At 60.3% G+C, this 25,486-nt stretch carries 31 protein-coding genes; 15 read left to right on the plus strand and 16 right to left on the minus strand.

What is annotated here, in order from left to right; all coding sequences use genetic code 11:
- Positions 1-90 precede the first annotated feature (90 nt).
- From ACFOGH_RS12525 to ACFOGH_RS12540, 4 genes are read left to right on the plus strand one after another with little or no spacing between them, the layout of a single operon-like run.
- Entirely contained in the window at positions 91-1,395 is a 1,305-nt protein-coding gene (locus tag ACFOGH_RS12525; protein ID WP_380073406.1) for a flagellar hook protein FlgE, read from the plus strand.
- Positions 1,396-1,404: 9 nt separating this feature from the next.
- Positions 1,405-2,862 (plus strand): flagellar hook-associated protein FlgK, encoded by a 1,458-nt coding sequence (gene flgK / locus ACFOGH_RS12530; RefSeq protein WP_380073407.1) that lies wholly within the window; start codon positions 1,405-1,407, stop codon positions 2,860-2,862.
- A 3-nt stretch (positions 2,863-2,865) separates the two neighbouring features.
- Positions 2,866-3,870, plus strand: coding sequence for a flagellin (locus tag ACFOGH_RS12535; RefSeq protein WP_380073408.1), 1,005 nt, complete (start codon positions 2,866-2,868; stop codon positions 3,868-3,870).
- Positions 3,871-3,890: 20 nt separating this feature from the next.
- On the plus strand, positions 3,891-4,958 hold the full coding sequence (locus tag ACFOGH_RS12540; RefSeq protein ID WP_380073409.1) for a flagellar basal body P-ring protein FlgI: 1,068 nt from the start codon (positions 3,891-3,893) through the stop codon (positions 4,956-4,958).
- A 39-nt stretch (positions 4,959-4,997) separates the two neighbouring features.
- Here ACFOGH_RS12540 and fliP read toward each other — a convergent pair whose 3' ends face one another.
- Genes fliP through fliF form a run of 4 tightly spaced genes read right to left on the minus strand, consistent with a single transcriptional unit; the run spans position 4,998 to position 8,170 of the window.
- Positions 4,998-5,723 (minus strand): flagellar type III secretion system pore protein FliP, encoded by a 726-nt coding sequence (fliP, locus tag ACFOGH_RS12545; RefSeq protein WP_380073410.1) that lies wholly within the window; start codon positions 5,721-5,723, stop codon positions 4,998-5,000.
- Positions 5,720-5,989, minus strand: coding sequence for a FliM/FliN family flagellar motor switch protein (locus tag ACFOGH_RS12550; protein WP_380073411.1), 270 nt, complete (start codon positions 5,987-5,989; stop codon positions 5,720-5,722). The genes fliP and ACFOGH_RS12550 overlap by 4 nt, the downstream gene beginning before the upstream one ends.
- Complete coding sequence (locus ACFOGH_RS12555) at positions 5,982-6,578, minus strand: flagellar biosynthesis protein (protein WP_380073412.1); 597 nt, start codon at positions 6,576-6,578, stop codon at positions 5,982-5,984. Before ACFOGH_RS12555 ends, ACFOGH_RS12550 begins: the two co-directional genes overlap by 8 nt.
- Positions 6,578-8,170, minus strand: a complete 1,593-nt coding sequence (gene fliF, locus ACFOGH_RS12560) for a flagellar basal-body MS-ring/collar protein FliF (protein WP_380073413.1) — start codon at positions 8,168-8,170, stop codon at positions 6,578-6,580. The genes ACFOGH_RS12555 and fliF overlap by 1 nt, the downstream gene beginning before the upstream one ends.
- A 117-nt stretch (positions 8,171-8,287) precedes the next feature.
- Here fliF and ACFOGH_RS12565 point away from each other — a divergent pair, with 117 nt between their 5' ends.
- The 10 genes from ACFOGH_RS12565 to ACFOGH_RS12610 all read left to right on the plus strand — a co-directional run bounded on the left by ACFOGH_RS12565 (position 8,288) and on the right by ACFOGH_RS12610 (position 17,930).
- Positions 8,288-8,770, plus strand: a complete 483-nt coding sequence (locus tag ACFOGH_RS12565) for a flagellar basal body-associated FliL family protein (RefSeq protein ID WP_380074004.1) — start codon at positions 8,288-8,290, stop codon at positions 8,768-8,770.
- Between the two features lie 12 nt (positions 8,771-8,782).
- On the plus strand, positions 8,783-9,175 hold the full coding sequence (locus ACFOGH_RS12570) for a hypothetical protein (RefSeq protein ID WP_380073414.1): 393 nt from the start codon (positions 8,783-8,785) through the stop codon (positions 9,173-9,175).
- Positions 9,172-9,741: a MotE family protein gene (locus ACFOGH_RS12575; RefSeq protein ID WP_380073415.1), complete on the plus strand. Its 570-nt coding sequence runs from the start codon at positions 9,172-9,174 to the stop codon at positions 9,739-9,741. The genes ACFOGH_RS12570 and ACFOGH_RS12575 overlap by 4 nt, the downstream gene beginning before the upstream one ends.
- 61 nt (positions 9,742-9,802) lie before the next feature.
- Positions 9,803-10,672, plus strand: coding sequence for a flagellar motor stator protein MotA (gene motA, locus ACFOGH_RS12580; RefSeq protein WP_380073416.1), 870 nt, complete (start codon positions 9,803-9,805; stop codon positions 10,670-10,672).
- Positions 10,669-12,837 carry a hypothetical protein gene (locus tag ACFOGH_RS12585; RefSeq protein WP_380073417.1) on the plus strand — a complete coding sequence of 723 codons (2,169 nt, stop codon included), beginning with the start codon at positions 10,669-10,671 and terminating at the stop codon, positions 12,835-12,837. The genes motA and ACFOGH_RS12585 overlap by 4 nt, the downstream gene beginning before the upstream one ends.
- Before the next feature lie 97 nt (positions 12,838-12,934).
- Positions 12,935-13,648, plus strand: a complete 714-nt coding sequence (locus tag ACFOGH_RS12590) for a lytic transglycosylase domain-containing protein (RefSeq protein WP_380073418.1) — start codon at positions 12,935-12,937, stop codon at positions 13,646-13,648.
- Between the two features lies 1 nt (position 13,649).
- On the plus strand, positions 13,650-15,728 hold the full coding sequence (gene flhA, locus ACFOGH_RS12595) for a flagellar biosynthesis protein FlhA (RefSeq protein ID WP_380073419.1): 2,079 nt from the start codon (positions 13,650-13,652) through the stop codon (positions 15,726-15,728).
- The gene (locus ACFOGH_RS12600) at positions 15,725-16,501 is read left to right on the plus strand and encodes a flagellar biosynthetic protein FliR (RefSeq protein ID WP_380073420.1); all 777 of its coding nucleotides are present in this window, start codon (positions 15,725-15,727) and stop codon (positions 16,499-16,501) included. Before flhA ends, ACFOGH_RS12600 begins: the two co-directional genes overlap by 4 nt.
- Positions 16,498-17,577 (plus strand): EscU/YscU/HrcU family type III secretion system export apparatus switch protein, encoded by a 1,080-nt coding sequence (locus ACFOGH_RS12605; protein WP_380073421.1) that lies wholly within the window; start codon positions 16,498-16,500, stop codon positions 17,575-17,577. The genes ACFOGH_RS12600 and ACFOGH_RS12605 overlap by 4 nt, the downstream gene beginning before the upstream one ends.
- Positions 17,574-17,930 carry a hypothetical protein gene (locus tag ACFOGH_RS12610; protein WP_380073422.1) on the plus strand — a complete coding sequence of 119 codons (357 nt, stop codon included), beginning with the start codon at positions 17,574-17,576 and terminating at the stop codon, positions 17,928-17,930. Before ACFOGH_RS12605 ends, ACFOGH_RS12610 begins: the two co-directional genes overlap by 4 nt.
- Here the strand turns inward: ACFOGH_RS12610 and ACFOGH_RS12615 are convergent.
- The 9 genes from ACFOGH_RS12615 to ACFOGH_RS12655 are packed head-to-tail and all read right to left on the minus strand — an operon-like array spanning position 17,927 to position 22,456.
- Positions 17,927-18,457, minus strand: coding sequence for a flagellar basal body-associated FliL family protein (locus tag ACFOGH_RS12615; RefSeq protein WP_380073423.1), 531 nt, complete (start codon positions 18,455-18,457; stop codon positions 17,927-17,929). The two genes, ACFOGH_RS12610 and ACFOGH_RS12615, sit on opposite strands and share 4 nt — an antisense overlap.
- An 8-nt stretch (positions 18,458-18,465) precedes the next feature.
- Positions 18,466-19,185: a flagellar basal body L-ring protein FlgH gene (gene flgH, locus ACFOGH_RS12620; protein ID WP_380073424.1), complete on the minus strand. Its 720-nt coding sequence runs from the start codon at positions 19,183-19,185 to the stop codon at positions 18,466-18,468.
- Between the two features lie 10 nt (positions 19,186-19,195).
- Positions 19,196-19,612, minus strand: coding sequence for a flagellar basal body P-ring formation chaperone FlgA (gene flgA, locus ACFOGH_RS12625; RefSeq protein ID WP_380073425.1), 417 nt, complete (start codon positions 19,610-19,612; stop codon positions 19,196-19,198).
- The gene (gene flgG, locus ACFOGH_RS12630; RefSeq protein WP_380073426.1) at positions 19,612-20,397 is read right to left on the minus strand and encodes a flagellar basal-body rod protein FlgG; all 786 of its coding nucleotides are present in this window, start codon (positions 20,395-20,397) and stop codon (positions 19,612-19,614) included. Before flgG ends, flgA begins: the two co-directional genes overlap by 1 nt.
- A 9-nt stretch (positions 20,398-20,406) precedes the next feature.
- Positions 20,407-21,117, minus strand: coding sequence for a flagellar hook-basal body complex protein (locus ACFOGH_RS12635; RefSeq protein ID WP_380073427.1), 711 nt, complete (start codon positions 21,115-21,117; stop codon positions 20,407-20,409).
- 1 nt (position 21,118) lies between these two features.
- Complete coding sequence (locus ACFOGH_RS12640; RefSeq protein ID WP_380073428.1) at positions 21,119-21,385, minus strand: flagellar biosynthetic protein FliQ; 267 nt, start codon at positions 21,383-21,385, stop codon at positions 21,119-21,121.
- The gene (gene fliE / locus ACFOGH_RS12645; protein ID WP_380073429.1) at positions 21,382-21,672 is read right to left on the minus strand and encodes a flagellar hook-basal body complex protein FliE; all 291 of its coding nucleotides are present in this window, start codon (positions 21,670-21,672) and stop codon (positions 21,382-21,384) included. The genes ACFOGH_RS12640 and fliE overlap by 4 nt, the downstream gene beginning before the upstream one ends.
- A 10-nt stretch (positions 21,673-21,682) precedes the next feature.
- The gene (gene flgC, locus ACFOGH_RS12650; RefSeq protein WP_380073430.1) at positions 21,683-22,063 is read right to left on the minus strand and encodes a flagellar basal body rod protein FlgC; all 381 of its coding nucleotides are present in this window, start codon (positions 22,061-22,063) and stop codon (positions 21,683-21,685) included.
- Between the two features lie 9 nt (positions 22,064-22,072).
- The gene (locus ACFOGH_RS12655) at positions 22,073-22,456 is read right to left on the minus strand and encodes a FlgB family protein (protein WP_380073431.1); all 384 of its coding nucleotides are present in this window, start codon (positions 22,454-22,456) and stop codon (positions 22,073-22,075) included.
- Between the two features lie 81 nt (positions 22,457-22,537).
- Between ACFOGH_RS12655 and ACFOGH_RS12660 the strand changes: the two genes are divergently transcribed.
- A complete protein-coding gene (locus ACFOGH_RS12660) occupies positions 22,538-23,857 on the plus strand; it encodes a FliI/YscN family ATPase (protein ID WP_380073432.1) in 1,320 nt (439 codons plus the stop codon).
- Here ACFOGH_RS12660 and ACFOGH_RS12665 read toward each other — a convergent pair.
- From ACFOGH_RS12665 to flaF, 3 genes are read right to left on the minus strand one after another with little or no spacing between them, the layout of a single operon-like run.
- The gene (locus ACFOGH_RS12665; RefSeq protein ID WP_380073433.1) at positions 23,838-24,659 is read right to left on the minus strand and encodes a DUF1217 domain-containing protein; all 822 of its coding nucleotides are present in this window, start codon (positions 24,657-24,659) and stop codon (positions 23,838-23,840) included. The two genes, ACFOGH_RS12660 and ACFOGH_RS12665, sit on opposite strands and share 20 nt — an antisense overlap.
- On the minus strand, positions 24,656-25,060 hold the full coding sequence (gene flbT, locus ACFOGH_RS12670; RefSeq protein ID WP_380073434.1) for a flagellar biosynthesis repressor FlbT: 405 nt from the start codon (positions 25,058-25,060) through the stop codon (positions 24,656-24,658). The genes ACFOGH_RS12665 and flbT overlap by 4 nt, the downstream gene beginning before the upstream one ends.
- Positions 25,057-25,437: a flagellar biosynthesis regulator FlaF gene (gene flaF / locus ACFOGH_RS12675; RefSeq protein WP_380073436.1), complete on the minus strand. Its 381-nt coding sequence runs from the start codon at positions 25,435-25,437 to the stop codon at positions 25,057-25,059. Before flaF ends, flbT begins: the two co-directional genes overlap by 4 nt.
- Positions 25,438-25,486 lie beyond the last annotated feature (49 nt).

The raw sequence follows: 25,486 nt of genomic DNA on the forward strand, positions 1-25,486 counted from the left end.
GATGCGTAAAATTTGAACTGTTAGGGCGATCTTAAGGCGCATGCGGCAGTTTCGACCCAATACGGTCGAGGCTTCAGAAAGGCGCATTACATGACAATTTCCTCATCGCTGAATGCGGGGGTGGCGGGGCTGAATGCCAACGCCAATCGGCTGGCAACGATTTCCGACAATATCGCGAACTCTTCTACCTATGGCTATAAGCGGGCCGAGACCGATTTTCACTCGGTCGTGCTGCACGGCAGCGCCCAGGCCAGCTATTCGGCGGGTGGTGTGCGGGTGTCAAACATGCGCCTGATTGATGAGCGTGGGCCGTTGATTTCCACCGCAAACTCTACCGATCTGGCGATTGACGGGCGTGGTTTTCTGCCGGTGACAGATGCGGGTGCATTGGAAAACGGTGACAGCAGCTATCCGATTTCGCTGGTCACGACCGGATCTTTCCGCCCCGACGCGGAAGGTGTGCTGCGCACCGAAACCGGGCTTGTGCTGATGGGCTGGCCCGCCGAACCCGATGGCAGCCTGAACACCTATCCGCGCGACACCATGGCCGCACTGGAACCCGTGCGGATCAACGCCAACCAATACATCGGCAACCCGACCTCACAAATGAAGCTGGGGGTCAACCTGCCAGCCTCTGCCAGCACTGCCGGCGCATCGGGCGATCCGCATGATCTGACGGTCGAGTATTTTGGCAATCTCGGCACCTCGGAATCGCTGGATTTCACCTTTACACCAACGGTTCCCACGACAGGCGCATCGAACACCTGGACGATGACCGTCCGCGACAGCGCCTCGGGTGGTGCTGTGATCGGGGAATATACCCTTACCTTCGACCCATCGCAGACGGCAGGCGGCACCTTGGCATCAGTTACGGCGGTATCGGGTGGCGCTTATGATCCCGCAACCGGAAACATCCCCCTGACCGTCGCGGGCGGCAGCATTTCTTTGAATGTTGGCGAGCTTGGGCAACCCAACGGCATGACCCAACTGTCCAGCAGCTTCGCGCCGGTTTCGATCAGTAAGAACGGCTCGCCCGTCGCCAGCCTGACCTCGGTAGAGATTGACGAAAAAGGCGATCTTTACGCGATTTATGACCAAGGCTTCACCCGCAGAATCTATCAGATTCCGGTTGTGGATGTGCCCAACCCGAACGGCCTGATGGCAATGAACAATCAGACCTATCAGATCTCGGCGGCCTCGGGTCCGTTCTACCTGTGGAACGCAGGGGAAGGACCGACGGGCGCAGTCGTTGGCTTCTCGCGCGAAGAATCCTCTACCGATGTCGCGGCAGAACTGACCCAGCTTATCCAGACGCAACGCGCCTATTCGTCCAGCGCCAAGGTAATCCAGACCGCCGATGAGATGCTGCAAGAAACCACCAACATCAAACGATAGGAGGCTTGAATGTCGATCACAGCCGGCCTTTCCTCGGCGCTTTCTGGTCTGAATGCTGCGGCGCGTGCCGCCGAAATCGTGTCCTCAAACATCGCAAATGCGATGACCGAAGGCTACGGGCGACGCGAATTGCAACTGGGCGCGCGCACTATCGGTGGTTCGGGCCAAGGAGTCAGCATAACAGGCGTCACCCGCCACGGCGATCCGATCCTGCTTGCAGATCGTCGCTTGGCACAAGCAGGCAGTGGGGATCGCGATACCACGGCAAGCTTTCTGAACCGCGTCGAAAAGGCGCTTGGCACTGTCGATGATGCGACATCCTTGGGAAGCCGGATCAGCGATTTCGACACGGCGTTGATTGAGGCGAGTTCACGCCCCGAATCCGAAGCGCGGCTGTCAAAGGTCCTGGATGTGGCCAAAGCCTTGGCCAATCACCTCGCTGCGGCGGGCACGGATATTCAGCTGGCCCGCTCGGATGCCGACGATCAAATCGAAAATCAGGTCACGCAGGTGAACACGGCGCTGGCGCGCATCGAAGATCTCAACGGCAAGATCCGTGCAACGGCAGGCTCTGGCCGCGACAATTCCGCCCTGATCGACCAACGCCAGCAGGCGATTGACAGCATTGCCGCGATCATCCCGCTGCGCGAGGTGCCACGTGACAAAGGCGAGGTTGCCCTGTTCACCACCGGCGGTGCGGTGATCCTTGACGGGCTGCGCGCGCAGTTTGGCTTCACGCCAGTCGGGGTGGTGGTTGCGGGGATGACGCAAACCAGCGGTGCTTTGTCGGGGCTGACGCTGAACGGCAAGGCCATCTCGACAGCGGCGCAAGACGGCCCGATATCCGGCGGCACTTTGGCCGCGCAATTCGCCATTCGTGATGATTTTGCCCCGCAGGCGCAGGCGAAACTTGACGCCACCGCGCGCGATCTGATCGAACGCTTCGCCGCCAGCGGGCTGGACAGCACTCGCGCACCGGGCGCGGCAGGTTTGTTCACCGATAGCGGCGCGGCCTTCAATGCCGCGCAAGAGATTGGCCTTGCCCAGCGCATCAGGGTAAATACAGCGGCAGACCCAAGTCAGGGCGGCGCGCTTTGGCGCTTGCGAGATGGGTTGGGTTCTGCGGCGGCGGGTGCTTCTGGCAACAGTCAGTTGCTAAAGGATTTGCAAACAGCGCTGACCACCCCCCGCATCCCCGCCTCTGGCGGATTCATGGCGGGCGCGCGCAGTTTCGCGACACTGGCGGCGGATCTGGTCTCGGGTACCGCAAGCGCGCGGGTTTCGGCTGAGAATGAGGCCAGCTTCTCAGCCGCGCGTCTTGATACGCTCGGCACGATGGAACGGGCGCAAGGTGTTGATACCGATCAGGAAATGCAATCGCTTCTGGTGATTGAACAGGCCTATGCCGCCAATGCGAAGGTGATTTCGACGATTGGCGACATGATGCAAAAACTGCTGGAGATGTAAGCCATGGCTGCGATTTCCTTGGGCGATATGGCCAGATCCTTCATGTTGCGGCGGCACACGGTTGATCTGAAGCAGGAACTACAACGACTAAGCAATGAGGTCGCTACCGGGCGCGTCAGCGACACTGCCGCGCATGTTTCTGGCGATCTGACACCGATCACCGGCATTGACGCATCGCTTGCGCGCCTGAAAGGCTATGGCGCGGTAACGTCCGAGGCGGGCATTTTCGCTGGGGCCATGCAGACAGCCTTGGGCACTGTAGACGCATTAGCAAGCGATCTGGGCAACGCGCTGTTATCCACCTCGACAGGCGGTTCTGCTGCATTGGTGGATGCGACGGGCAAGGATGCCGAACAAAGGCTTGAAACGGCGCTGTCGGTGCTGAACACCCGGTTCGGCGACCGCAGCCTTTTCGCAGGCACCATGACAACCACAGCAGCTGTGGTCGATTCCGACACATTTCTGACCGCTTTGACAGCCGCCGTATCCGGTGCTGTCAGCGCGCAAGATGTGGAAACCGCCGTCAATACTTGGTTCGACGATCCCGCAGGGTATGATGCTCTGGCCTATCTTGGGGGCGACCCGCTGGCCGCTGTGGCGATTGCACCGGGGGAGGACGCCCGCCTCGACGTGACGGCGAAAGACCCGGCGTTGCGCGATACCATCAAAGCCTTGGCAATGGCGGCTTTGCTCAACCGCGGTGTGTTGGCAGGCGAAAGCACCGGGCGGCAGGATCTGGCCCGTCGCGCAGGTCTCAACCTGCTGGAAAACAAGACCGACCGCACCAATCTTGCTGCACGTCTTGGTATGGCGGAAGCCCAGATTGATGCCGCAACCACTCGCAATTCCAACGAGATTTCAGCATTGCAGGTGGCGCGCAATGGCATCACCGAGGCTGATCCCTATGAGACCGCGACGCGGCTGGATGAGACCGAAGCGCAGTTGGAAAAGATCTATGCTCTTACCGCGCGGCTGTCGCGCCTCAGCTTGCTGGATTATCTGAGATGAAAAGGCTCCTCTGCGCCGTGATGTTCAGTCTTCTGTCAACGACAGCATGGTCCGGCCCGATCCGTATCAAGGATCTGGTCGAATTTGACGGCGTGCGGTCCAACGATCTGGTCGGCTACGGTCTGGTTGTGGGGCTGAACGGCACGGGCGACGGTTTGCGCAACGCGCCTTTTACCGAAGAAATCATGTCGAACCTGCTGGAGCGTTTGGGTGTGAACGTCACGGGCGAGCAGTATCAGCCAAAGAATGTGGCGGCTGTGTTCGTGACAGCAGCGCTGCCCCCCTTTGCCCGCGCAGGCGGCCAGATTGACGTGACAGTTTCGGCGATTGGCGACGCGAAAAGCCTGCTGGGCGGCACGCTGATCATGACGCCGCTGAACGGCGCAGACGGCCAGATTTACGCAGTGGCGCAGGGCGCCATCATTGCGGGTGGAGTTTCTGCCGATGGTCAGGCGGCCAAGGTCGTGCAAGGCGTGCCAACCGCCGGGATGATCCCGTCGGGTGGCAGGGTCGAGCGTGAGGTAGAGTTCGACTTTACCCAGCTAGAGCAGATGCGGCTTGCTTTGCGAGAGCCAGATTTCACCACCGCAGAACGTATCGAGACTGCCATCAATGCCAAGATGGGCAATGGCTCGGCCGAAATGCTGGATGCGGGAACGGTGTTGCTGCAAACCAAGGGCCGCTCGCCCGCGCATCTGATCAGCCGGGTCGAGAACATCGCGGTCGAGCCTGAAACCAAGGCGCGGGTTGTGGTCGATCAACGCTCTGGCACCATCGTCATGGGGCAGGATGTGCGGATCAGTCGGGTTGCGGTGGCGCAGGGCAATCTGACTTTGCGCATTGATGAAACGCCGATGGTCTCGCAGCCCAATCCCTTTGCCGAGGGCGAAACCATTGTGCTGCCGCGCTCATCCGTCGATATTCAGAACGCGCCGGGCAACGGATTGGCCGAAGTCTCTGGCGGCACCAATCTGTCCGAGGTGGTAGCCGGGTTGAACGCCTTGGGCGTGGCCCCGCATGACATGATCGACATCCTGAAAAGCATCAATGCCGCCGGCGCGCTGCATGCCGAGTTTGTTGTGAACTGAAGCGGCCGGAGTGATCCGGCCGCTTCAGTCGAGACGCGTTCAGAAGTAACTGCGCACCAAGGCGCTGGACACCAGACTCCAACCATCTGCCACCACGAAAAACGCCAGTTTGAACGGCAGCGACACCACTGCGGGCGGCACCATCATCATGCCCATCGACATCAACACCGCAGCAACGACGAGGTCGATGATCAGAAACGGCAGGAAAATCAGAAAGCCGATTTCAAAGGCACGCTGGATTTCTGACAAGATGAATGACGGCACCAAAAGCGACAGCGGCGCATCTATCGGCACAACAGCAGCGACATTGGGCCGCAGATTTTGCAGCGCTGCGAAAGTGTCGCCATCCAGCCGATGCGCCATGAAGCCACGAAAAGGCCCCAGAATCAGTGGGATGGCTTGTTGAATGTCAATACTGCCTGCGTTCAGCGGCTCTACCCCATTGACCCACGCTTCGGTGAACACCGGGTCCATCACGAACCAGGTCAGAAACAGCGCCAGACTGACGATCAGCATATTGGGCGGCGATTGCTGCAAGCCGATGGCTTGGCGCAGAATCGACAACACCGTGACGATGAACGGAAAACAGGTGATCATCACCGCAAGCCCAGGCACCAGACTCAGCACCGTCATCACCACCAGAAGCTGAACGGACCGTGTCGACAGCGAGGTGCTGTCGCCGAAATCAATCGACAACCCTTGCGCTAAGGCCGGGGCCGTCAGCACCAGCAAGAACACCAACGCCAGACCCGCACGCTGCATCATAGCCCGCCCCGCAGATTGACAACCTCGGTCAATCGCACCGCAAGCTGGCCCGAGCCATCGCCCTCAACCTCTTGCAACTCGCCCCGCGCGATCAGGCGATCCCCCACATAAAGCTCAACCGGGTCGTCCACCCGTCGGTCCAAAGCAAGCACAGCATCACGCGAAAGGCGCAACAGATCGCGCACCAAGGGCCGCGCCTTGCCGACCGAAATCGTGACTTCGATCGGCACCTGTCCAAACGGGTTGCCATCCGCATATTCATCCATGTTTTCTCTCCTGCTCAGGAATTTCAAAAAAGCCCCGCACGGCGGCTGTGATCTCTGCCGTCGCCCGATCAAGGTTGACCTGCGTTTCGGTATCGCCAAATTTCAGATAGACCTGCCCATCGCTTAAGCTGGGCTCTTCTGTGACCACCAGCGGCAGCCCGGTCGCCTGTTCCAGCAAAGCCTCGACCGCAGCGCGCGCAGAGGGGTTTAGCACCAGTGCTATCGGCGTATCGGCAAGCCGTTCCGCCATCGGCATCACCTGCTCCAGCACCACCTGAGGCAGGGTTTCGCGCGCAATCGCGGGCAACAGCCGCGCCACCATCTCGCTCATCAAGGGTTGCAAAGCGCGCAGAACATGCTGCCGGGCTTCGTGGAAGGTGAAGGACAGGCCCTGCAAATTGCGTGCCAGATCGGCCTGCACCCGGCTTTGGTCGCCAGCTTGCGCGGCTGTGGCATCTTCCCAGCCTGCAGTATAACCGGAATCGTACGCGGCGAGCTTGGTTTCCTCCAGGTGCATGGTATCCAGCACGACGGTCTTGCCCGCAGTCACCGACTGTTCAGTCTCAAAAACCTCAAGGCGCAGCACCATCAGCGCACCTCCTCTTCCACTTCCATCCATCCGCGCAGAATTTCGACGGATTCGGTTTGCCGGTCTTCAATCAGTTGACGCAGGCGGCTCATCGGGTCCTTCGCGCCTTCAGCCCCCGGCACACCAGAAACCACCGACAGCGGCGGCAGATCCGGGCTATCGTCGATCTCGCCTGTCAGCACGCGGGTGGGATCAGATGGGGTGCCCGGCAGGGCAAGCGTCGCCAGAGGTGCTGGCAAAGCCTGCCTGCGGCCTGCGGATGTCAGCACCGGGCGAATGACAAACAGGCCCAGAATCAGCGTGACCAAAGCCAGCACGGCAGTCTGGATCAGCGTCATCAGATTGATTTCACCAAAGGAGAACATTGGCACGGGTGTGGCATCGCCGGTTTGCGGCAAGGGCTCAAACGCTAGCGATTTCAGCGTCAGGACATCGCCGCGCGCAGTATCCAGCCCGGCTGCTGAGGTGACAAGTTCGCGCAGCACCGCCAATTCGTCATCCGGGCGCGGCTGCATGGTGATCGTGCCATCTGCGGCGGTGATCGGAACGCCGTCGACCAGAACCGCGACGGAAATCTTGCGCACCGCACCAGGCGTTTTGACCAATTGGCGATTGGTTTCAGAGACTTCGTAATTCACCTTCTCGCGCGTTTCAGAGTTTTCGCTCTTCCCCGCAGCCCCCGCCGCCGGTTGATTGGCAGGCAAATTGGAGGCCACCGTCACATCTGAACCGGGCTGCGTGCTAGACCCGGTCTGTTGCGTGTTGTCGGTAGAAATTGCGACGCGGCTTTGCGGATCGAAGCGGCGTTCAGAGATCTGCTCGGCATCGGTGATCACATCTACCGACACCTCGACCACCGCCTTGCCGGGACCAACCCGCGCCGACAGCAGACGTTCGACATTCTGTTTGATTTCAGCGGCCTTGTTGTCAGCAGCAACATTCGGGGCCGCCTGATCCGCATCCGAGGCGATCAACCCGGCCACCGAATCAATCACCGCCACCTCATCCGGCGTCATCCCCGGCACCGAGGCGGCAATCAGATGCCGCAACGCCTTGGCCTGCACCGGGGACAGACTTCCCCCGACCGAGGTGATCGTGACGCTGGCACTGGGTTTGACATCCCGCTGAAACGGCTGCGACGGGGCCTGCGCAATATGGACACGCGCGGCGCGAATCTGGGGGTTAGACAGAATTGTGCGCGAAAGCTCGCCCTCTTTCGCGCGCCAATAGGCGGCATCGAACATCTGGGCGGTGGTGCCAAAGCCTGAAAGCGAATCAAGCAACTCATAGCCAGTGCCGGAATTGGCAGGCAAACCTTCGGCCGCCAGCGTCATGCGGAGTGAGTCGCGCTGCCCCTCCTCGACGTAAATCGCTTGGCCACGCACCTCATATGACACGCCTTTCTGATCGAGCGCCGTGATCACATCGCCCGCAGCCGCATTATCTAACCCTGCATAAAGCAAAGACATTCCGGGCGTGCCAGCCATGCGCGACATCATCATGATCGCAAGAAACACCGCCACCGTGGCCCCCAGAACGACAAAGCGCTTGCGGCCATCTAGGCCTTGCCAAATTTGCAACAGGTTCTGCACGGTCGATCTCCGATGAAGGGCTTCTGCCCGATGAAACCAGCTTTGGCGGATCGGCCTTAACAATCGGTTAGTGAGCTTGGGTCTATGTTTGAGATGCAAACAACGACGGAGGGTCAGGTGGCCGAAGCAGAACAGCCGCAGGATGTGGCGCCGAAAAAGAAGTCGAAAAAAACCCTGCTGATCGGGCTTGCGCTGGCGTTTCTGTTGGGCGGTGGCGGCTTTTATGCCACCTGGGCGGGGCTTCTGCTGGGAGGTGGTACGGAACATGCAGAGGGCGGCGCAGAACCCAACCCGCTGCCAGACATAAGTTTTGTGCCGGTAGAGCCGTTGATCGTCTCCATCGGTCCCGGTGCAGAGGGCAGGCATCTGCGCTTCACCGCGCAGCTTGAAGTCGCAGGCAATCATAGTGCCGAGGTGACAACCCTGCTGCCGCGTATCGTCGATGTGCTGAACGGCTATCTGCGCGCGCTTGACCCGGCAGAGTTTGACGATTCTGCCGCGCTCGTGCGGATGCGGGCGCAACTGTTGCGCCGCATTCAGATTGTTACCGGCGACGGCCGGGTGCGCGACCTGCTTGTCACCGAATTTGTGCTGAACTGAAGGAGAGTCCTCATGGTGTTGATCGCGGATATTCTGATGGCAGCGGGTTCTTTCGGGGCAGCGATTTACTGCTATGTGCTATCGGGCAGGTTAAAGAAGTTCACCACGCTGGAAACGGGCATGGGTGGTGCTATTGCCGTGCTGTCAGCACAGGTTGATGACATGACGCGGGCGCTGGAACAGGCACGCACCGCCGCCCACGGCTCGGCAGATGGCTTGATCGCCTTGACCGCCCGCGCCGAAAGCGTGGCGGGGCGTTTGGAGCTGCTGGTGGCCTCGATGCACGATTTGCCAGAACCGCCTCCGCCGGCCCCCGATGTCGGCGCCGATATTGCCGAGGCCACGCGCAATCTGCGCTTCGTGCGCCGCAGACTATCGCGCAATGAAATGGAAGCCGCCGAATGACAAGACGCGCCCCCCGCAGTGGCCGCGGCACGCTGGTCATCCTGACATTGTTTCTTGCGGCCTCTGGCGCATTGCGCGTCGGGTCTGGGATTGGCACCGCCATGGCCAATTCCGCAACCGAAGCGCCTGCGCCAACCGCCGATCCACAAAGCTGCCCCGAACCCCCGCTCGCCTTGGCCGAAGCCCTGAAGGCGCGCGAAGCGCAGATCACAGCGCGCGAAACCGCCCTCGCCGACCGTATGGCCGCCCTCACCCTGTCTGAGGCCGCGATCAAGGCCCGCATGGATGAGTTGGCGGCGGCTGAGGCCAGTCTGAAGAAAACCCTGCAGATCGCAGATGGCGCGGCAGAGGCCGATCTCACCCGTCTTACCGCGGTGTATGAGGCGATGAAACCCGCGGATGCAGCTAAACTCTTTGGCGAAATGGCACCAGAATTTGCAGCAGGATTTCTCGGGCGCATGAACCCATCCGCGGCAGCCGCCGTGATCTCGGGCATGGATCCGGCGAAGGTCTATGCGATTTCGGTGCTGATCGCCGGGCGCAATGCAAAAGCGCCCAAAAACTAGAGTCAGTCTTTGTTAACCCGGCTCTGCAATGCTGCGGGCAGGAAATGGAGTAGGGTCTGCAATGTTCGGAATTGTCGGTATCGTCGTCATCCTTGTGATGGTGTTCGGCGGGTTTGTCATCCACGGCGGCCATCTTGCCCCGATTCTTGAAGCCCTTCCGTTTGAGATGATCATGATCGGCGGTGCGGCTTTGGGGTCTTTTCTGGTGTCAAATGATCTGGCTGCAGTCAAACATACCGCCAAGGATGTTGGCAAAGTGTTCAAGGGGCCCAAGTGGAAACCCAATGATTTCCGTGATTTGCTGTGCCTACTTTTCGAGTTAATCCGCATTTCCCGGTCAAATCCGGTGGCACTCGAAGAGCATATCGAGAACCCGCACGAGTCTGCAATTTTTGGAAAATATCCAAAGATTCAAAAGGATCACGAAACCGTTGATCTGATCGCCGACACGTTTCGTGCGGCCTCGATGAACTACGACGATCCGCATCAGGTTGAGGAGGTGTTGGACAAACGGGTTGAGGCTGCACTTGCCCACGCCATGCATTCCAGTCATGCGCTGCAATCCATGGCCGATGCCCTGCCCGCGCTTGGGATCGTGGCGGCGGTTCTGGGGGTGATCAAGACAATGGGGTCTTTGGATCAACCGCCTGAAATTTTGGGCGAAATGATTGGCTCGGCTTTGGTCGGCACCTTTCTGGGAGTGTTTCTGGCCTATGGGCTTATGGGGCCTTTCGCCGCCCGCGTGAAAACCGTGGTCGAGGATGATGGCCATTTCTATCAGCTTGTGCGCGAGGTTCTGGTGGCAAACCTGCACCGCCACGCCCCCAACATCTGCATCGAAGTCGGCCGCCAAAACACCCCCCATCACGTGCGGCCAAGCTTTGCAGCGGTCGAAGAATCACTGCGCGCCCTAAAGCAGGAGGCCGCATGATCCGGCTTATCTTTGCATTGTGGTTTGCTCTGCCACTGATGGCCGCCGCTGCGCCAGTTGTGGTAAAATCGGGCGAGCATGATGGCTTTACCCGTCTTGTGCTGGAGTATCAGCGCCCCGTCGATTGGCAGGTTGGGCGGATTGATGATGGCTACGTGCTGCGTATTGCCAACGCGCCCGCCCGTTACGACCTGTCAGAGACGTTCAAGATCATCGGCAAAAGCCGCTTGGCCGGGATTTCAGTCGATGCCGACAGCGGCACATTGAATCTGGCCATTGCTTGCGCGTGTTATGCCATACCGTTTGAATTTCGCCCCGGCATCGTGGTGATCGACCTGCGCGATGGCAAACCTCCAAAAGGATCGTCGTTTGAAGAACCTCTACCGCCAGCACAGGGCGAGAGCAGCGAGGTTTCGGAAACATCGACAGCGCCCGGTCCGCGCTATAACTGGCAGGCCGCGGCGCTGGAGCAGCTACGTGGTGGTGCGCCACCGCTTAATCCAACACGGTCGTTTGCGCCCCCTTCAAATATCGATCCTTCATTGCAGCCCCTACGAGAAGCGTTGCTGCATCAGATCAGTCGTGGCGCAGCGCAAGGCGTGGTGGATATGGCAAAGCTGCAGCACGAAGCGTCGCCTCCCATTTTGCCCAAGACGGGTATCGACACAGCGCGGATTGGTTTGGGCGAATTGCCCGGTCTGTCGATGTCAAACGGCTTGCCTGATCACCAGGAATTAAACGCCGAAGGTGCCGGCTGCATCGAGTCTGAACGACTGGATGTGGCAAGTTGGGGCGACGACAGCCCGATCTTTGAACAGATCGCAAATTACAACGCGCACTTGATCGGAGAGTTTGACAGACCCGACCCGAAGGCTTTGCAACATGCAGTGCAGTTTCAGATCTTTATCGGCTTTGGCGCCGAGGCAACTCAGTTGCTGCGGGCCTACCCAAACGTCTTACCGGATGCCGAGCTTTTTCAAAGTATGGCGCAACTGGTTGATGGGCGCGCTGATCAACACTCTGCCTTCATTGGACAAGAATCTTGCGACAGCCGCTCGGCACTCTGGGCAATCCTGGCACAACCCGACCTGACTGCCAGCCAGCATGTGAACACCAATGCCGCATTCCTGGCTTTTTCCGGACTTCCAATCGGGTTGCGCCGCGATCTGGGCCCGGTTCTGGCGGATCGTTTCATGATGATCGGCGCAAATGACGCCGCCGCCCGCGTGCGCGACGCTATTCTGCGCGCACCGGGCGGTGCTGGTCCGGACGCCAGTCTATTGAGCGCAAAAATAGAGCTTCATCAGGGGGATGCGGAAAAGGCAGAGGCCACCCTGGAACAGATGGTGGCCGATCCCGGTCCGGGCACTTCTGCGGCGCTGGTGGCCATGGTTGACGCCCGCATCGCGCAAGATCTGCCGATTGCCCCCGACATGGTTGCAGCCCTTGAGGCGATCGTGAAAGAGCAAAGCGGCTCTGCCGCCGCCCCTGCTGCCATCCGTGCGCTGCTGCTCGCAGAAGCGGCATCAGGCGACATGGATGGCGCTTTCGCCTTGCTGCCCAAGGCGCCCGACGCAGAGCCACAGTTTTGGCGGATCTTGTCGCTTCTCGGCACCGATGACGCCATTCTGGCACATGCGGTGCGGGAACCTGAAGCCCCCTCGCCAAACCTTTCCGGCGAGACAGCGGCGAAGTTGGCAGAACGTCTGCTGAACCTTGGGATGGCGGATAGCGCGCTGCACTGGATACCCGATGAATCGCAGGCCGATCCCGTGCTACTGGCCAAAATCCAGATACAACGGCACGACGGCCGTGCAGCATTGCGCGCATTGACTGGCCAAGACTCGGCGGCTGCCCTGCAACTGCGCGCCACGGCGATGCAGCAGTTAGGCGATGACGCCGCAGCGGCCCAGATTTACGCGCAGGCAGATGCACGGGCGGATGAACAAAGGGCGATGGGCAATGCCGGAGATTGGGCAGGCATCGCCAGTCATGGCACAGGCCCTTGGCAGCAACTGGCCAGCCAACTGCCCCCGCCATCGCAACCCGAAGCCGTCCCAACCGTTGAAACGGGGCCGCTCGCGGCAGGTCAACAGATCATTGATCGCAGCACCGCCACGCGCGATTCCATTGCGGCGTTGCTGAACCAGGTTGGAGCACCCTGATCTCAAATCGCGGGCATGGTTACGGTTTGGAAAGATTCGGTCCCTAAAGTGCTCCTATCACCGCCACAGAAAGTGGCGGGTCATTCGGGCGAAACCCATGTCAAATCAGCCAATTCCCAATAAATACCGTGGCTGCATCGCTATTGCTCTGCTGGCGATCATTCTATGCGGCCCTGCCCAACTGCGCGCAGCCGCCAACCCCTGCGATCTTGCAGCTCAGCAGGCTGCACAGAACAGCGAGGTTCCACTCGAATTGCTGATGGCGATCAGCCGTGTGGAAACCGGGCGGCAGGCTGATGGCACAACCCAGCCTTGGCCCTGGGCAATCAACCAAGGCGGCCAAGGCCATTGGTTTGACACAGCGGATCAGGCGATCAGTTTTGCCAGTGACCTGCTGGCACAAGGCGTGGTCAACTTTGATGCCGGTTGCTTTCAGATCAATCTGCATTGGCACAGCAAAAACTTCGGCTCGCTTGCAGACATGTTCGATCCGCAAACCAACGCGCGCTACGCAGCCTCCTATCTCAGCCAGTTGTTCCAGTCGGAAGGTGGCTGGCCAGAGGCCGTGGCTGCCTATCACTCGCGCAGCCCGGATCAGGCGCAGGCCTATCTGACCAAGGTTGAGGCTGCGCTGACCGATCTGCGTGCCACCAGCACTGTTCCACCGGCAAGTGAAGATATGATTGTCGCCGCAGACCTTGCGCCACGGGTGAACCGTTTTCCGCTGTTGCAGGCGGGCGCGCGCGGTTCTGCCGGCTCACTTGTGCCGCTGACCGAGGGGGCGATTCCCTTGTTTGTGACGCTGCCCTGACATGCCCAAAATTCAATTGACTGCCGCATCCTTCTATCAACCCACCATCTGGCTCGCATTGGCGCTGATGGCTGTCATCATGATGATGGTGCTGCCGATGCCGGCTTGGGTGCTGGATCTTGGGTTGGCCCTTTCGTTTGCTCTAGCGATCTTGATGCTGACAGTGACCCTGTTCATCGAACGCCCGCTGGATTTCTCTGCCTTTCCGACCATCCTGTTGGCCTCGCTGATGCTGCGCCTGTCGCTGAACATCTCATCCACCAAGCTGATCATTGGCCAGGGCCACACCGGAACCGCGGCCGCAGGCCATGTCATTCAGGGCTTTGCGGAATTCATCATGGGCGGCAATCTATTGCTGGGCTTGGTGATTTTCTGCGTGCTGCTGATCGTGAACTTCGTCGTGATCACCAAAGGCGCGGGTCGTATGGCCGAGGTGGGCGCACGGTTCGCGCTGGATGGCATGCCCGGCAAGCAACTGGCGATTGACGCCGATATGGCGGCGGGCGCAATCGACCATGCTGAAGCCAAGCGTCGGCGTGAGATGGAACTGGCCGAAACGACGTTTTTCGGCTCGCTCGATGGCGCATCGAAATTCGTCAAGGGCGATGCGGTAGCAGGGCTTTTGATCACCGGGTTGAACATCGTAATGGGGCTTGTGATGGGCACCGTGATGCACGGAATGCCAATCGGGCAAGCCTTTGAAACCTATGCCATCCTGACCGTCGGCGATGGCCTCGTCAGCCAAATTCCGGCCGTGATCATCTCGGTGGCCGCGGCCTTGCTGCTGTCACGCGGCGGGGCAAAGGGGGCGGCGGATGTGTCGTTCTTCGCGCAGTTGGGCCGCTACCCCGGCGCTTTGGGCACGGTTGCAGTGTTGATGGCGCTGTTTGCGCTGGTGCCTGGGATGCCGTTTTTGCCGTTCATGACAGGCGCAGGGCTGATGGGATGGGCAGCCTGGGCAATGTTTCGCAAGGCGCAAATCGCCGCCGTTCTTCCCGAACCTGAAATTGCCGTACCCAAGCGCAAATCCATCGGCGATGTGCTGGATTTTGATGAAATCCACATCGAATTCGCGCCAAACTTGGTGGGGATGGTGCTTGACCCGGCGACCGGCCTTGATGTTCGGATTGCCAATATGCGCACCCATGTTGCCTCGGCTTTCGGTCTGATCCTGCCCGAAATCCGCCTGACCGACGAGGCCAGCTTGATGCCCGGCAGCTATCGCATCCGTCTGCAAGGGGTGGAGCGTGTGCATGATCGTCTGATGCCGGATAAGGTCTTGGTCCTGCTGACAGATGGCGTCGATGCCCCTTCCGGCCAAGACGTGCGCGAACCAGTCTATGGCGCGCCAGCGCGCTGGGTCAAACCGGAACATCAGGAAGAGGCCGCCTTGGCCGGGCTGACCGTTGTCTCGCCCGCCGAAGTTCTGGCCACGCATCTGCTCGAGGTGATCCGGGGCAATCTGGCGCGCCTGCTATCTTTGCGTGGGCTGCGCCGACTGCTGGACGAATTCGCTACGCTGTCCGACACTGCACGCAGCGAAGCCAATCGTCGGCTGCTGGATGAATTGGTGCCCGATAAGGTGCCCGTCGATCTGCTGCTGACCATTCTGCGCCTGCTGCTCGAGGAACGCGTGTCGATCCGCAACTTGCCCCTGATCCTCGAGGCGATTGCCGAGGCCCGCAGCTTGGGCAACCCCGAAGCGATTTGCGAGCATGTGCGCCAGCGTTTGGGCTTCCAACTTGTGGCCGAGTTGAAACGCGAAGACGGCACCATTCCGCTGATCCAACTCGCGCCGGAATGGGAAAAAACCTTTACGGCCTATCAGATTGACGGTGATCGCGGTCAGCGCGACGTGGCTTTGCCGCCCGATCAGTTTAGCCGCCTCGCCAATGCCATCGCCGAGCGGCTGAACCGCGCCGCCGAGACCGGAGCCTACCCTGCGCTGGTCACGTCCACCTTGCGCCGCCGCTTTCTGCGCACGGTTCTGGGCGCTAAGGGCCTTTCCGCCCCCGTGCTATCCTATGAAGAAATCGGCATGGAGGCCCGCCCCGCGATGGTTGGAATCGTGCCACCATGACAGATCTGATCACGCAGTTGAACGCGCTGACCGGCCTTGGCGCCGCAATGCTCTGGCAATGCTTGCTGGTTTTCATGCGGGTGGGGTCTGCCATGTCGGTGCTGCCAGCCTTCGGCGATCAGGCGGTGCCGCAGCGTGTACGTTTGGTGCTGGCGCTGGCTTTTACCGCTGTTGTCGCACCGGCTTTGCACACGATGCCAGACCCGAATCAAGCCGGGATTCTGCCGCTTCTGATCGAGGTCATCATCGGGCTGATGCTTGGCATCGGCCTGCGCCTGTTTGTCTTTGCCTTGCAAATCGCAGGGGCGATGGCGGCACAGGCCACCAGCCTGTCACAAATGTTCGGTGATGCGGGGCCAGAGCCGCAACCTGCGATTGGTAACCTTCTGGTGATGGCCGGACTTGCCGTTGCCGTTGCCACTGGCCTGCATATCCGAGCCGCCGAATTGCTGATCATGTCCTATGACCTGCTGCCACCCGGTCAGCTTCCCGGTGCCGAAGATGCGGCGCATTGGGGGTTGTCGCAGGTCAGCCACATGTTTTCACTGGCCTTTTGCCTTGCAGCCCCTTTCACCATCGCAGCACTTCTTTACAATGTCGCCTTGGGGTTCATCAACCGCGCCATGCCTGCGCTGATGGTCTCGATGATCGGCGCACCGGCGCTGACGGCGGGCGGTTTGGTGCTGATGATGCTGGCCCTGCCCTTGGCATTGGCGCTTTGGGTGCAGACCCTGCATGGGTTTCTCGCCGCACCGTTTCAGGCCCTGCCATGAGCGAGGATGACGACGACAAGTCGCACGAGCCGTCACAAAAGCGGCTGGAAGAGGCGCGAAAACGCGGTGAAATCCCCAAATCTGTCGATCTCAGCACGGCTGCGGCCTATGCCGGGTTTGTCCTGGTGGGATTAGTCGCTGGCGGCAAACTGTTGCAGCACTTCGGCCAGGCCGGGATGATCTTGCTGGATCAGCCAGACCGATTGGCACCCTTGTTGTTTGGCCGTGCACCGGCGCCGGTGGCGGGTATGGCGGCAGGATTTCTGACGGCGGCGGCACCGCTTTTCGTCATGCCAACGGCGGCGGTGATACTGGTGCTTTTCGCCCAGCGTGCCATCCATTTTGCCCCAGAAAAGCTGGCTGTGAAGTGGTCGCGGATTTCGCCACTGGCCACAGCAAAACAGAAATTTGGCCGCGAAGGTCTGTTCGAATTTGCCAAAAGCTTTGCCAAATTGCTGATCGTGGCGCTGATTCTGGGCCTACAATTGTCGGGCAATGCCGCGGAGATTCTGGCAAGCCTTGCCTTGGAGCCCGCGCAAAGCGTGGCGCTGATGCTGAAACTGCTGCTGCATTTCATGGTTCTGGTGGCCATCACCATCACGATTTTTGGCGGGCTCGACTATTTCTGGCAGCGGATGCAGCACCTGCGCCGCAACCGCATGTCGCGCAAGGATCTGACAGATGAGATGAAAGACTCGGAAGGTGATCCGCATGTCAAACAGCAACGGCGACAACGTGCACAAGAGATCGCCACCAACCGCATGCTGCAAGATGTGGCGCAGGCCGATGTGGTGGTGGTGAACCCGACCCATTACGCGGTGGCGCTGAAGTGGAGCCGCAAGGGTCGCTCGGCCCCGGTTTGTGTCGCCAAGGGAGTCGATGAAGTTGCCGCCCGCATCCGCGCCAAAGCGGCTGAAGCGGGGGTGCCGCTGCAATCCGACCCACCGACAGCACGCGCGATCTACGCCACGGTCGAGATTGGCCAGCAGATCCGCCCCGAACATTATCGCGCTGTCGCGGCAGCCATTCGCTTTGCTGAATCCATGCGCAAACGCAAGAAGGTCTATGTGAAATGATCCGCAATCCACAACTCGCAAGACTTGGGCAGCTTGCCAATCTTTTGTTGGATAGCCGATTGTCGGTGCTGCAAAGCGCTGCACGGGCCAAGCTGGAAACTGAAACCCAACTGGCAGGTTTGGTTGTGCCACCGCCAGCAGCGACACAGGTTTCCGAAATAGCATCGGCGATGGCAGAGCTAAACTATCAACGCTGGGCTGATGCGCGCCGCGCCGAGCTGAACATGCACCTCGCCCGCCAAACCGTCACTTGGATGGAGGCACGCGAGGCCGCGCGTGAAGCTTTTGGCAAAAAACAAGCGCTTGGCGGGATTACCGCCAAGCTTGCTGCTGTAAGGCCAAGAGAAGATTAACTGTCCTGCCGCGCAATATCGCTGATCAACACATCCGAGACATTCGGCCCAATCGCGGTTTGCGCCGCCTCAAGCAATGCCTTGCGCAGCAGCACCAGATTGGCGCCATCGGTAAAAGAGCCGTCAAAGCCGCCAGAATTCGCGTGATCAAACAGAACCTGCAAAAACGCATCCCGCAGCTTCGGTTCGCGCGCATAGATCGCTTCGGTCGTGCCCGCGCCCACCTCCAGCGTCAGGGCGAGGATGACCATCGACACGACCTTGCCCTGCTCGACCACCGGGATCACGAATTGATTGCTCAGTTTGACATATTCCGGGCCGCCCTCGGCACCGGCCTCTTTGGGCGCTTCTTCGGCATGGTCAGGCTTCGCGCTGGCTTCATGCCCAGCCGCTTCTTCCGGCTGCGCAGCATGTTCGCCACCTGCATCAGCGGCAGGAACAGCCGCAGGGCGCAGGAAAATTCCGGCGCCCATACCAATGCCCAACCCGATCAGGCCCAGCAGAACAGGAATAAGTTTGCGGATCATGGCTTTCCTCAGAACGGCAAAAGAACATCGGCCACTTGCTGGCCATAGCGCGGCTGCTGCACATCGGTGATCTGACCGCGCCCGCCATACGAGATTTGCGCGCCGGCAATCTTGTCATAGGTGATCTCGTTCTGGCGCGAGATATCCACAGGTCGCACATAACCCGTCACCAGCAGCACCCGAATCTCGAAATTCACGCGCACTTCTTGCTGGCCCTCGATCCGCAGCACGCCGTTTGGCAGTTGCTCTACTACCGTCGCCGCCACCCGTAGCGTCAGCTTTTCGTTGCGCTTGACCGAGCCGTCGCCCTTGTAGCTGGACGACGACGAGGTGTTGACCGCATCGTCCAAGGTCGCCCCATCGGGCAGATCCGGGTTCACCGATTCCGGCACCCCGAACAGCGACGGCATCGCCATCTTGTCTGATCCAGCACGGCTGCGTCCGCTGGCATTCTTGATCTCGGCGCTGTCATTGATTTCGATGACAACAGTCAGAATATCGCCAGTGCGCGCGGCACGACGGTCGCCAAACAACGAACTGCTGCCCGCCGTCCACAGCGAGGATGCATCGGTTGGCCCATTGCGCGGTGCGTTTTCGGGAAGCGGCGTCGAATACATCGCGTGATGCTGGTAGCTGCCCTCCAACGGGGTGAAGTCGGGGGCGCGCCCCACCTGTTCCAACCGACCGCAAGCCGTCAGCAGCGCAAGAGACATAAGCACAAGGCGCATGAGTTTTCCTTTAGAAAGAGGGGCCAACACGCAACACGCCGTCCGGGCCAATCAGGCCGGCAACCTTGATGCGCGAGGTTAAATTCAACACGTCAATGGTCTCACCCACGCCACCGCGCGCCAGCGCCCGACCTTCGGTCAGGATGCTCAGACCGCCAGCACTATATGCCAGCGGCACGATCTGGTTGCGCTCGACAATGGCAGAGGGGCCAATCTGCGCCGCCTGAACAGGCTTGCCCGCATAGATCGCCACGCGGGTTTCCTGGCCGATCACTGCCGCTGTGTCAGTCAGGGCATCGGGAATATCCATCGCCACCAAGGTCACATCCTCGGCGGAAAGCAGGCTATGGGCGCGGATGGTGCGGGTAGCGACAACGCTGTCAGCCAGCGCCGGGAGTGGCAGAAAAATCAGCAAAAACCGCCACATCACCGCACCTGCGTGGTGGCTGACAGCATCTGATCTGCGGCGGTGATCACTTTGGCGTTCAACTCGTATCCGCGCTGCGCCTTGATCAGTTCGGTGACTTCACGCACCGAATCCACCGTGCTTTCCTCCAGATAGCCTTGCCGCAGCGTACCCAAACCATCCACCCCCGAAATGCCGACATTGGCCGGGCCAGAGGCCGCAGTTTCCACAAAAAGATCCGAGCCGATCGCCTCGAGCCCTTTGTCATTGGTAAATCCTGCGAGGGTCAGTTGACCCAACAGTTGCGGCTGGGTCTGATTGGCAAAGCTGGCGTAAACCTCGCCGCTGGCATTGATGGCGATATCGCGGGCATCCGAGGGGATGGTGATGCCGGGTGAAACCTGAAAGCCGTCGTTGGTTACAATCAGACCATCCGCCGTGCGTTTCAGCGCGCCGTCGCGGGTATAGCCCGCCCCACCTGTTGGCAAAGTCACTTCCAGATAGCCCTTGCCCTCGATCGCCACGTCAAGGTCGCCGCCAGTCTGGGTCAAAGTGCCCTGCCCCAACACCACTGAAACCGAGGCTGGTCGCACCCCAAGGCCCATCTGCACACCCGTCGGCAGCACCGAGCCATCCTGTGCTGAAACCGTCCCCGGCCGCGCAAGCTGTTGATAATGCAGGTCGGCAAAATCTGCCCGGCGCGGGTTATAGCCCGTGGTAGACATGTTGGCGAGGTTGTTTGCCACCACATCGACCCGCATTTGTTGCGCGCTCATGCCAGTGGCCGCGATTTGAAGGGCGTTCATCGTGATCTCCTATCGGCCCAGCGTGTCGATCACGCCGCGCATGCGTTTGTCTTCCTGATCCATGAAGCTTTGGCCCAGCTCGTAGGCGCGCTGAACCTCGATCATCCGGGCAATTTCCTGCACCGGCTGCACGTTGCTGTCTTCCAGATAGCCCTGCATGATGACACCGCCTGTCGTGGGCTGCATGGAGTCAGCTGAGAACAGCGTCCCCGCCTGATGTTGCAGGCTGAGCGGATCACCGGGTTGCCACAGCCCGATTTTGGCCAAAGGCGCGCCATCCGCCGAGACAGAGCCATCCTGCGCGATGGCAATCTGCCCCGCGCCCGGCGGGATCACCACGGCTGTGCCACCTTCATCCAGCAGCGGATAGCCGTCATTGGTTACAAGCTCACCCGTGGCTTGTGGCGTGAAACTGCCCGCGCGCGTCAGACGCGGGCCATCCGGGGTTTGCACCTGGAAAAATCCATCACCTTGTATCGCCAGATCAAAACTGCCGCCGGTCTGTGACACTCCGGCTTGGCTTAGATCGACCACCCGCGCATCGCCCGTCGCCATCGACAGTGATGGACCGTCATCTAACCCCTTGATATATTCTTCAAAAACAACTCCTTCCCGGCGAAATCCCGTGGTCGAGATATTGGCGATGTTGTTCGCCACCACCTGCATTTCGCGCATCAGCCCCGATTGTCGGGTCAGCGCGGTATAGCTGGCCGCATCCATCTCAGCCCCCCACGATCATCGGAATGACGCGATCCTGGAAGAACGACACCAGAGTGGCGGTCATGAAACTCATCGAGACCCAGAACACCACCAGCATCGCCCCTACCTTCGGCACGAAGGTCAGGGTGTTTTCCTGAACAGAGGTCAGCGCCTGAAACAGCCCGATCACCACCCCCGCGATCAACGCCACCGCCAGCAGCGGCGCCGACATCAGCACGGCTGTCCACAGCGCCTGCCGCAAGATGTCATAGATCGACTGATCGTTCATACCGGCATCCTCAGGATTTCCTGATAGGCCTCGACCACCTTGTCGCGCACCGTCGCCACGGTTTCGACCGCTAGTTGCGAGCTGGCCAGCGCCTGCACCAACGCATGCGGATCGGCATTTCCGGTCATCGCGGCGCGGGCGGTTTGCTCGCCCTCGGCCAAAGTTTCGGCAAAGCTGCCAATCAGCCGCCCAACCGTGGCCTCGGCGCCTTCGGCGCTCGGCTCGGGTGCCGCGGCCGTGCGGGCCTGAGCATAGGATTGGGCGGCGAGGGAGGTTCTGATATCCATTCTGGATTTCCTATCTGCGCAAAAGTTCGAACAGGCTCTGCGTCATTTGCCGCGCCTGATCGAACAGTTTGAGGTTTGCGTCGTAGCTGCGCTGCGCTTCGCGCGCGTCAGCGATTTCGATCACCAGATCGACGTTCGATCCATCATAGTGACCGCTGGCATCCGCAAGCGGATTGCCCGGATCATAGACGCTGGTAAGCGCGCTTTGATCCAGATGGACGGGCGTGGTTTCAACCAGACCCGTATCCATCGCCGCCTGAAATCCCACCAGTTTTCGGTGGTATCCCGGCGTATCGGCATTGGCGATATTTTCGGAAACATGCCGCAGCCGCTGTGCCTGAGCCTCCATTCCAGAGGCGGCAAAACTGAGTGAGGTGGAAAGATCGCTCATCCCCGCCCCCTATCGCGCCCGGCCAAGGCTGGCGCGGATGATCTCGGATGTGTTGCGATAGATGGCGAGCGCCATGTCGTGATCTTGCCGGATGGTCGCGGTTTTCACCATTTCCTGTTCCAGCGAAACCGAATTGCCGTTCGGCGCACCCGCGCCTTTTGTCCGCCGCAGCACAGGCTCTGCTGCGTCATCTTGCGAGGTCATATGCCCCGCGCGCGTGGCTCGCATTGCGGTGCCGCTTTCCTGATAAGTCTCGGCAAAGCTGGGCAGATCCATCGCCTTGTATCCGGGCGTATCGGCGTTGGCGACGTTCTGCGCCACCACCCCCAACCGCGCACCGGCGCGTTCTGCCATCGCATTGGCCATTCTGGTCAACTGAAGTTTTTCAAACATCGGGATTCTCCCTGCTTTGCTTCACCAAGGCTTAAGGGTGATTCCTTTAGAAAGGGTAAGCACGAACAAAGAGAGAATCTGATGGATCAAGTTTTTGCAGGTTTGCGGGCAGAAATCGCCACGGTGGCACCCGCACGCGCTGTCGGTCGCGTCGCCGAAGTGGCACGCGGCATCGTGCGCGTCGTGGGGTTAGAGCGGCAGGCAAAGCAGGGAGATCGCGTGATGATCGGCGGTTTTCTGGGCGGCGAGGTGCTGAACCTGTCGCCGCAAGGCTTGATCGTGCTGACCGAAGGCCCGCCCGATGGCCTAGCCATGGGGGCCGAGGTTGAACTGACGGGTGCTACGGGTCTTGCGCCCGATGACAGTTGGATCGGCCGCATCATTGATCCCTACGGTCAGCCGATGGATGGCAGGCCGCTGTTCCGTGGCCCGGTTGAGCGCCCGCTGCGCGCCCCAGCACCGCGCGCCGCGCAACGCCGCAGGCTCGGCGCGCGGCTTTCCACCGGCGTCGCGATTTTTGACACGCTTTTGCCGCTGGTGCGTGGCCAGCGCATCGGCCTGTTCGCGGGCTCTGGCGTGGGGAAATCCTCGCTGCTCGCGAAATTTGCGCGCGGAGTCGATGCCGATGTGGTGGTGATTGCGCTGGTCGGCGAACGTGGCCGCGAATTGCGCGAGTTTGTCGAGCGTGTGCTGGGGCCAGAGGGCATGAAACGCTCGGTTCTGGTCACGGCCACGTCAGATCAATCAGCCTTGGCGCGGCGACGCTGTGCGATGGCCGCGATGTCTGTTGCCGAGCATTTCCGCGCGCAAGGTCTGCATGTGCTGTTTCTGGCAGATTCGATCACTCGGTTCGCCGAGGCGCATCGCGAGGTCGCCTTGGCATCGGGCGAAACCGCAGCGCTGCGCGGCTATCCGCCTTCTGTCGCGCAGGCGATCATGTCTCTGGCCGAGCGTGCCGGGCCTGGGCCGGAAGGCGAGGGCGACATCACGGCGGTGTTCTCGGTTCTGGTCGCCGGTTCGGATATGGAGGAGACGATTGCCGACATTCTGCGCGGTGTGCTGGATGGCCATGTGGTGATGGATCGCAAGATTGCCGAACGCGGCCGCTACCCAGCCATCGACCTGCTGCGATCGGTATCGCGCAGCCTGCCAGAGGCGGCATCAGAGGCGGAGAACGCTCTGATCGCGCAAGCGCGGCAACTTCTTGGCGCGTGGGATCGCGCCGAAATGATGATTCAGGCAGGGCTTTACGCCAAAGGCTCCGATCCGCTGGTGGATGCAGCCATCAAGGTCTGGCCCATACTGGACGGGTTTCTGGCCGAAAATGCCCCAGTCGAAGGGATCACAGGCAGTTTTGCGCGATTGGCAGCGGCGATGGGTGTCAAGTATAACGCGACCTGACGTTGTTGGAGATTTGCTGCATCAACACCATGGCGGCATTACCGCCGCCCGATTGCGCATAACTCTGCGCCTCAGACCGCACAAGAAAGCGCCGCATCAAACCTTCCAGCTTGGCCGGGTCGGTGAAATCGGCAACCTGATCAGTGCCCAACTGAGATTTGGCCTTGGTGGTGAATGCAGCCAATTGCTGATCAAGGTCTAGCGCACCTATGCTGCTTGGCAATCCCAGCGCCTTTTCAAACACATTGCGCAGCGGCGCGTTTCCTAAAATGGTGAACCATTTGGTATTGTTGGACGATGTGGTTTTCGCGGCCAGCTTCGGCAACTCGCGTTGCGCATTCAATGCCAGCCGCAAATCATCGTTCTGCTGCCCCACTGCAGCCTCGAACTGCCGGGCCTGATAGGCGCTGACAATATCATCCGCAAAGGTCGAAATCTGCGTGCTGGGCACCGCGTAATCACCGAAGCCGAAGGCCTGAGACAGTTTCAGATATTGCTTGTCCGCCAGCCTGTTCGCCAAAGACCCGGTGGTCAGCGTGCCGTCTTGCAGCACTTTCTGGATGAAGAACTTGTTCTCGATATCCTTGTCCAGACCGAACGCCCCCAAGGCCACTTTCAACAGCCGCCGATCCTGCACAAGCTGCGCAGCGGTTTTGACCTTGCCGATGTTGGCCCGAAAATAGGCCTCATCGCTTTTCACCTCCGGTGCAGCGTTGAAGCTTTTGGTCTGCGCCGGCAAAGTGCGTTTCAGATACGCCCAGCCAGCATAACCGCCAAGCGGGATGGCTGGGGTATAGCTCATGAGGCATGGGCCGCGAACAGGCGGTCTTCGCGCGGCAGCAGGCCCCGCAGTGCTTTCAGCGCCTGATAGTGCTGGTCCGCCAAAACCGCTTCTGACGCTTGCGACAGCAGCAGGCGACTGTCGTTATCGACCAGTACCTGACTCAACTGTTCAATCCCGCGCAGCAGCGGCAAACGGGCCTCTTGTGCAGTGCTGTCGCCCGACAGCACCAGTTGCGCCAGATAGCACACCCGGCGCACCGGCGTTCCGGCCTGTTCGGGATGAATGGCGTCGCGCAGCCGCAGGATGTTGGCATTCGGCGTCATGATTGCCAAACGAGAGCGTTTTTCGCCATTCTCGATCACCGCACCGTTGATCAGCACCCGCTCATGCGGGCCGAGTTTCAGGACAAGGCCGGTCATACCCCGCCCCCCTCGCCGCGCAGGCCGCGCATGACAGCGGTGTTGATATCAATCAACACATCGACCGAGCCCTTGTCAGCGCGCACGGCCTTGCTGTGCAGATTGGTGAATTCATAGAGGTAGAACAGTTGTGCGCGCAGCTTTGACGGCAAGGTATTGCCACTGTCGGCCACATCCGACGCGAGTGTGGACCAAAGGCGCAAATTCTCATCCAGCGCGGCCATCAGCGCGGGAAAGTTTTCGCGGCGTGCGGCCGCCGCTTGTCCCAAGCGTTTGGTAATCCGCGCCAGAAGGTCATATTCCAGCGAACGTGGGGTTTTTTGCGGAGCCTCGGGCCGTGCATAGACCGAGCGTGCCGCCGTAAAATGGGCTGTCACGGGGTTTCCTTCCTGGAAATCTGAGGGTCAGAGAATGGGGCCAGGGACG

Source organism: Cypionkella sinensis (assembly GCF_042646385.1).
Lineage (GTDB): Bacteria > Pseudomonadota > Alphaproteobacteria > Rhodobacterales > Rhodobacteraceae > Cypionkella > Cypionkella sinensis.

What these genes read in the sequence shown, in the direction of transcription:
- ACFOGH_RS12525 (WP_380073406.1), top strand. Translation starts at nt 91, where the DNA reads ATGACAATTTCCTCATCGCTGAATGCGGGGGTGGCGGGGCTGAATGCC.
- flgK (WP_380073407.1), top strand. Translation starts at nt 1,405, where the DNA reads ATGTCGATCACAGCCGGCCTTTCCTCGGCGCTTTCTGGTCTGAATGCT.
- ACFOGH_RS12535 (WP_380073408.1), top strand. Translation starts at nt 2,866, where the DNA reads ATGGCTGCGATTTCCTTGGGCGATATGGCCAGATCCTTCATGTTGCGG.
- ACFOGH_RS12540 (WP_380073409.1), top strand. Translation starts at nt 3,891, where the DNA reads ATGTTCAGTCTTCTGTCAACGACAGCATGGTCCGGCCCGATCCGTATC.
- fliP (WP_380073410.1), bottom strand. Translation starts at nt 5,723, where the DNA reads ATGATGCAGCGTGCGGGTCTGGCGTTGGTGTTCTTGCTGGTGCTGACG.
- ACFOGH_RS12550 (WP_380073411.1), bottom strand. Translation starts at nt 5,989, where the DNA reads ATGGATGAATATGCGGATGGCAACCCGTTTGGACAGGTGCCGATCGAA.
- ACFOGH_RS12555 (WP_380073412.1), bottom strand. Translation starts at nt 6,578, where the DNA reads ATGGTGCTGCGCCTTGAGGTTTTTGAGACTGAACAGTCGGTGACTGCG.
- ACFOGH_RS12570 (WP_380073414.1), top strand. Translation starts at nt 8,783, where the DNA reads ATGGTGTTGATCGCGGATATTCTGATGGCAGCGGGTTCTTTCGGGGCA.
- ACFOGH_RS12575 (WP_380073415.1), top strand. Translation starts at nt 9,172, where the DNA reads ATGACAAGACGCGCCCCCCGCAGTGGCCGCGGCACGCTGGTCATCCTG.
- motA (WP_380073416.1), top strand. Translation starts at nt 9,803, where the DNA reads ATGTTCGGAATTGTCGGTATCGTCGTCATCCTTGTGATGGTGTTCGGC.
- ACFOGH_RS12585 (WP_380073417.1), top strand. Translation starts at nt 10,669, where the DNA reads ATGATCCGGCTTATCTTTGCATTGTGGTTTGCTCTGCCACTGATGGCC.
- ACFOGH_RS12590 (WP_380073418.1), top strand. Translation starts at nt 12,935, where the DNA reads ATGTCAAATCAGCCAATTCCCAATAAATACCGTGGCTGCATCGCTATT.
- flhA (WP_380073419.1), top strand. Translation starts at nt 13,650, where the DNA reads ATGCCCAAAATTCAATTGACTGCCGCATCCTTCTATCAACCCACCATC.
- ACFOGH_RS12600 (WP_380073420.1), top strand. Translation starts at nt 15,725, where the DNA reads ATGACAGATCTGATCACGCAGTTGAACGCGCTGACCGGCCTTGGCGCC.
- ACFOGH_RS12605 (WP_380073421.1), top strand. Translation starts at nt 16,498, where the DNA reads ATGAGCGAGGATGACGACGACAAGTCGCACGAGCCGTCACAAAAGCGG.
- ACFOGH_RS12610 (WP_380073422.1), top strand. Translation starts at nt 17,574, where the DNA reads ATGATCCGCAATCCACAACTCGCAAGACTTGGGCAGCTTGCCAATCTT.
- ACFOGH_RS12615 (WP_380073423.1), bottom strand. Translation starts at nt 18,457, where the DNA reads ATGATCCGCAAACTTATTCCTGTTCTGCTGGGCCTGATCGGGTTGGGC.
- flgH (WP_380073424.1), bottom strand. Translation starts at nt 19,185, where the DNA reads ATGCGCCTTGTGCTTATGTCTCTTGCGCTGCTGACGGCTTGCGGTCGG.
- flgA (WP_380073425.1), bottom strand. Translation starts at nt 19,612, where the DNA reads ATGTGGCGGTTTTTGCTGATTTTTCTGCCACTCCCGGCGCTGGCTGAC.
- flgG (WP_380073426.1), bottom strand. Translation starts at nt 20,397, where the DNA reads ATGAACGCCCTTCAAATCGCGGCCACTGGCATGAGCGCGCAACAAATG.
- ACFOGH_RS12635 (WP_380073427.1), bottom strand. Translation starts at nt 21,117, where the DNA reads ATGGATGCGGCCAGCTATACCGCGCTGACCCGACAATCGGGGCTGATG.
- ACFOGH_RS12640 (WP_380073428.1), bottom strand. Translation starts at nt 21,385, where the DNA reads ATGAACGATCAGTCGATCTATGACATCTTGCGGCAGGCGCTGTGGACA.
- fliE (WP_380073429.1), bottom strand. Translation starts at nt 21,672, where the DNA reads ATGGATATCAGAACCTCCCTCGCCGCCCAATCCTATGCTCAGGCCCGC.
- flgC (WP_380073430.1), bottom strand. Translation starts at nt 22,063, where the DNA reads ATGAGCGATCTTTCCACCTCACTCAGTTTTGCCGCCTCTGGAATGGAG.
- ACFOGH_RS12655 (WP_380073431.1), bottom strand. Translation starts at nt 22,456, where the DNA reads ATGTTTGAAAAACTTCAGTTGACCAGAATGGCCAATGCGATGGCAGAA.
- ACFOGH_RS12660 (WP_380073432.1), top strand. Translation starts at nt 22,538, where the DNA reads ATGGATCAAGTTTTTGCAGGTTTGCGGGCAGAAATCGCCACGGTGGCA.
- ACFOGH_RS12665 (WP_380073433.1), bottom strand. Translation starts at nt 24,659, where the DNA reads ATGAGCTATACCCCAGCCATCCCGCTTGGCGGTTATGCTGGCTGGGCG.
- flbT (WP_380073434.1), bottom strand. Translation starts at nt 25,060, where the DNA reads ATGACCGGCCTTGTCCTGAAACTCGGCCCGCATGAGCGGGTGCTGATC.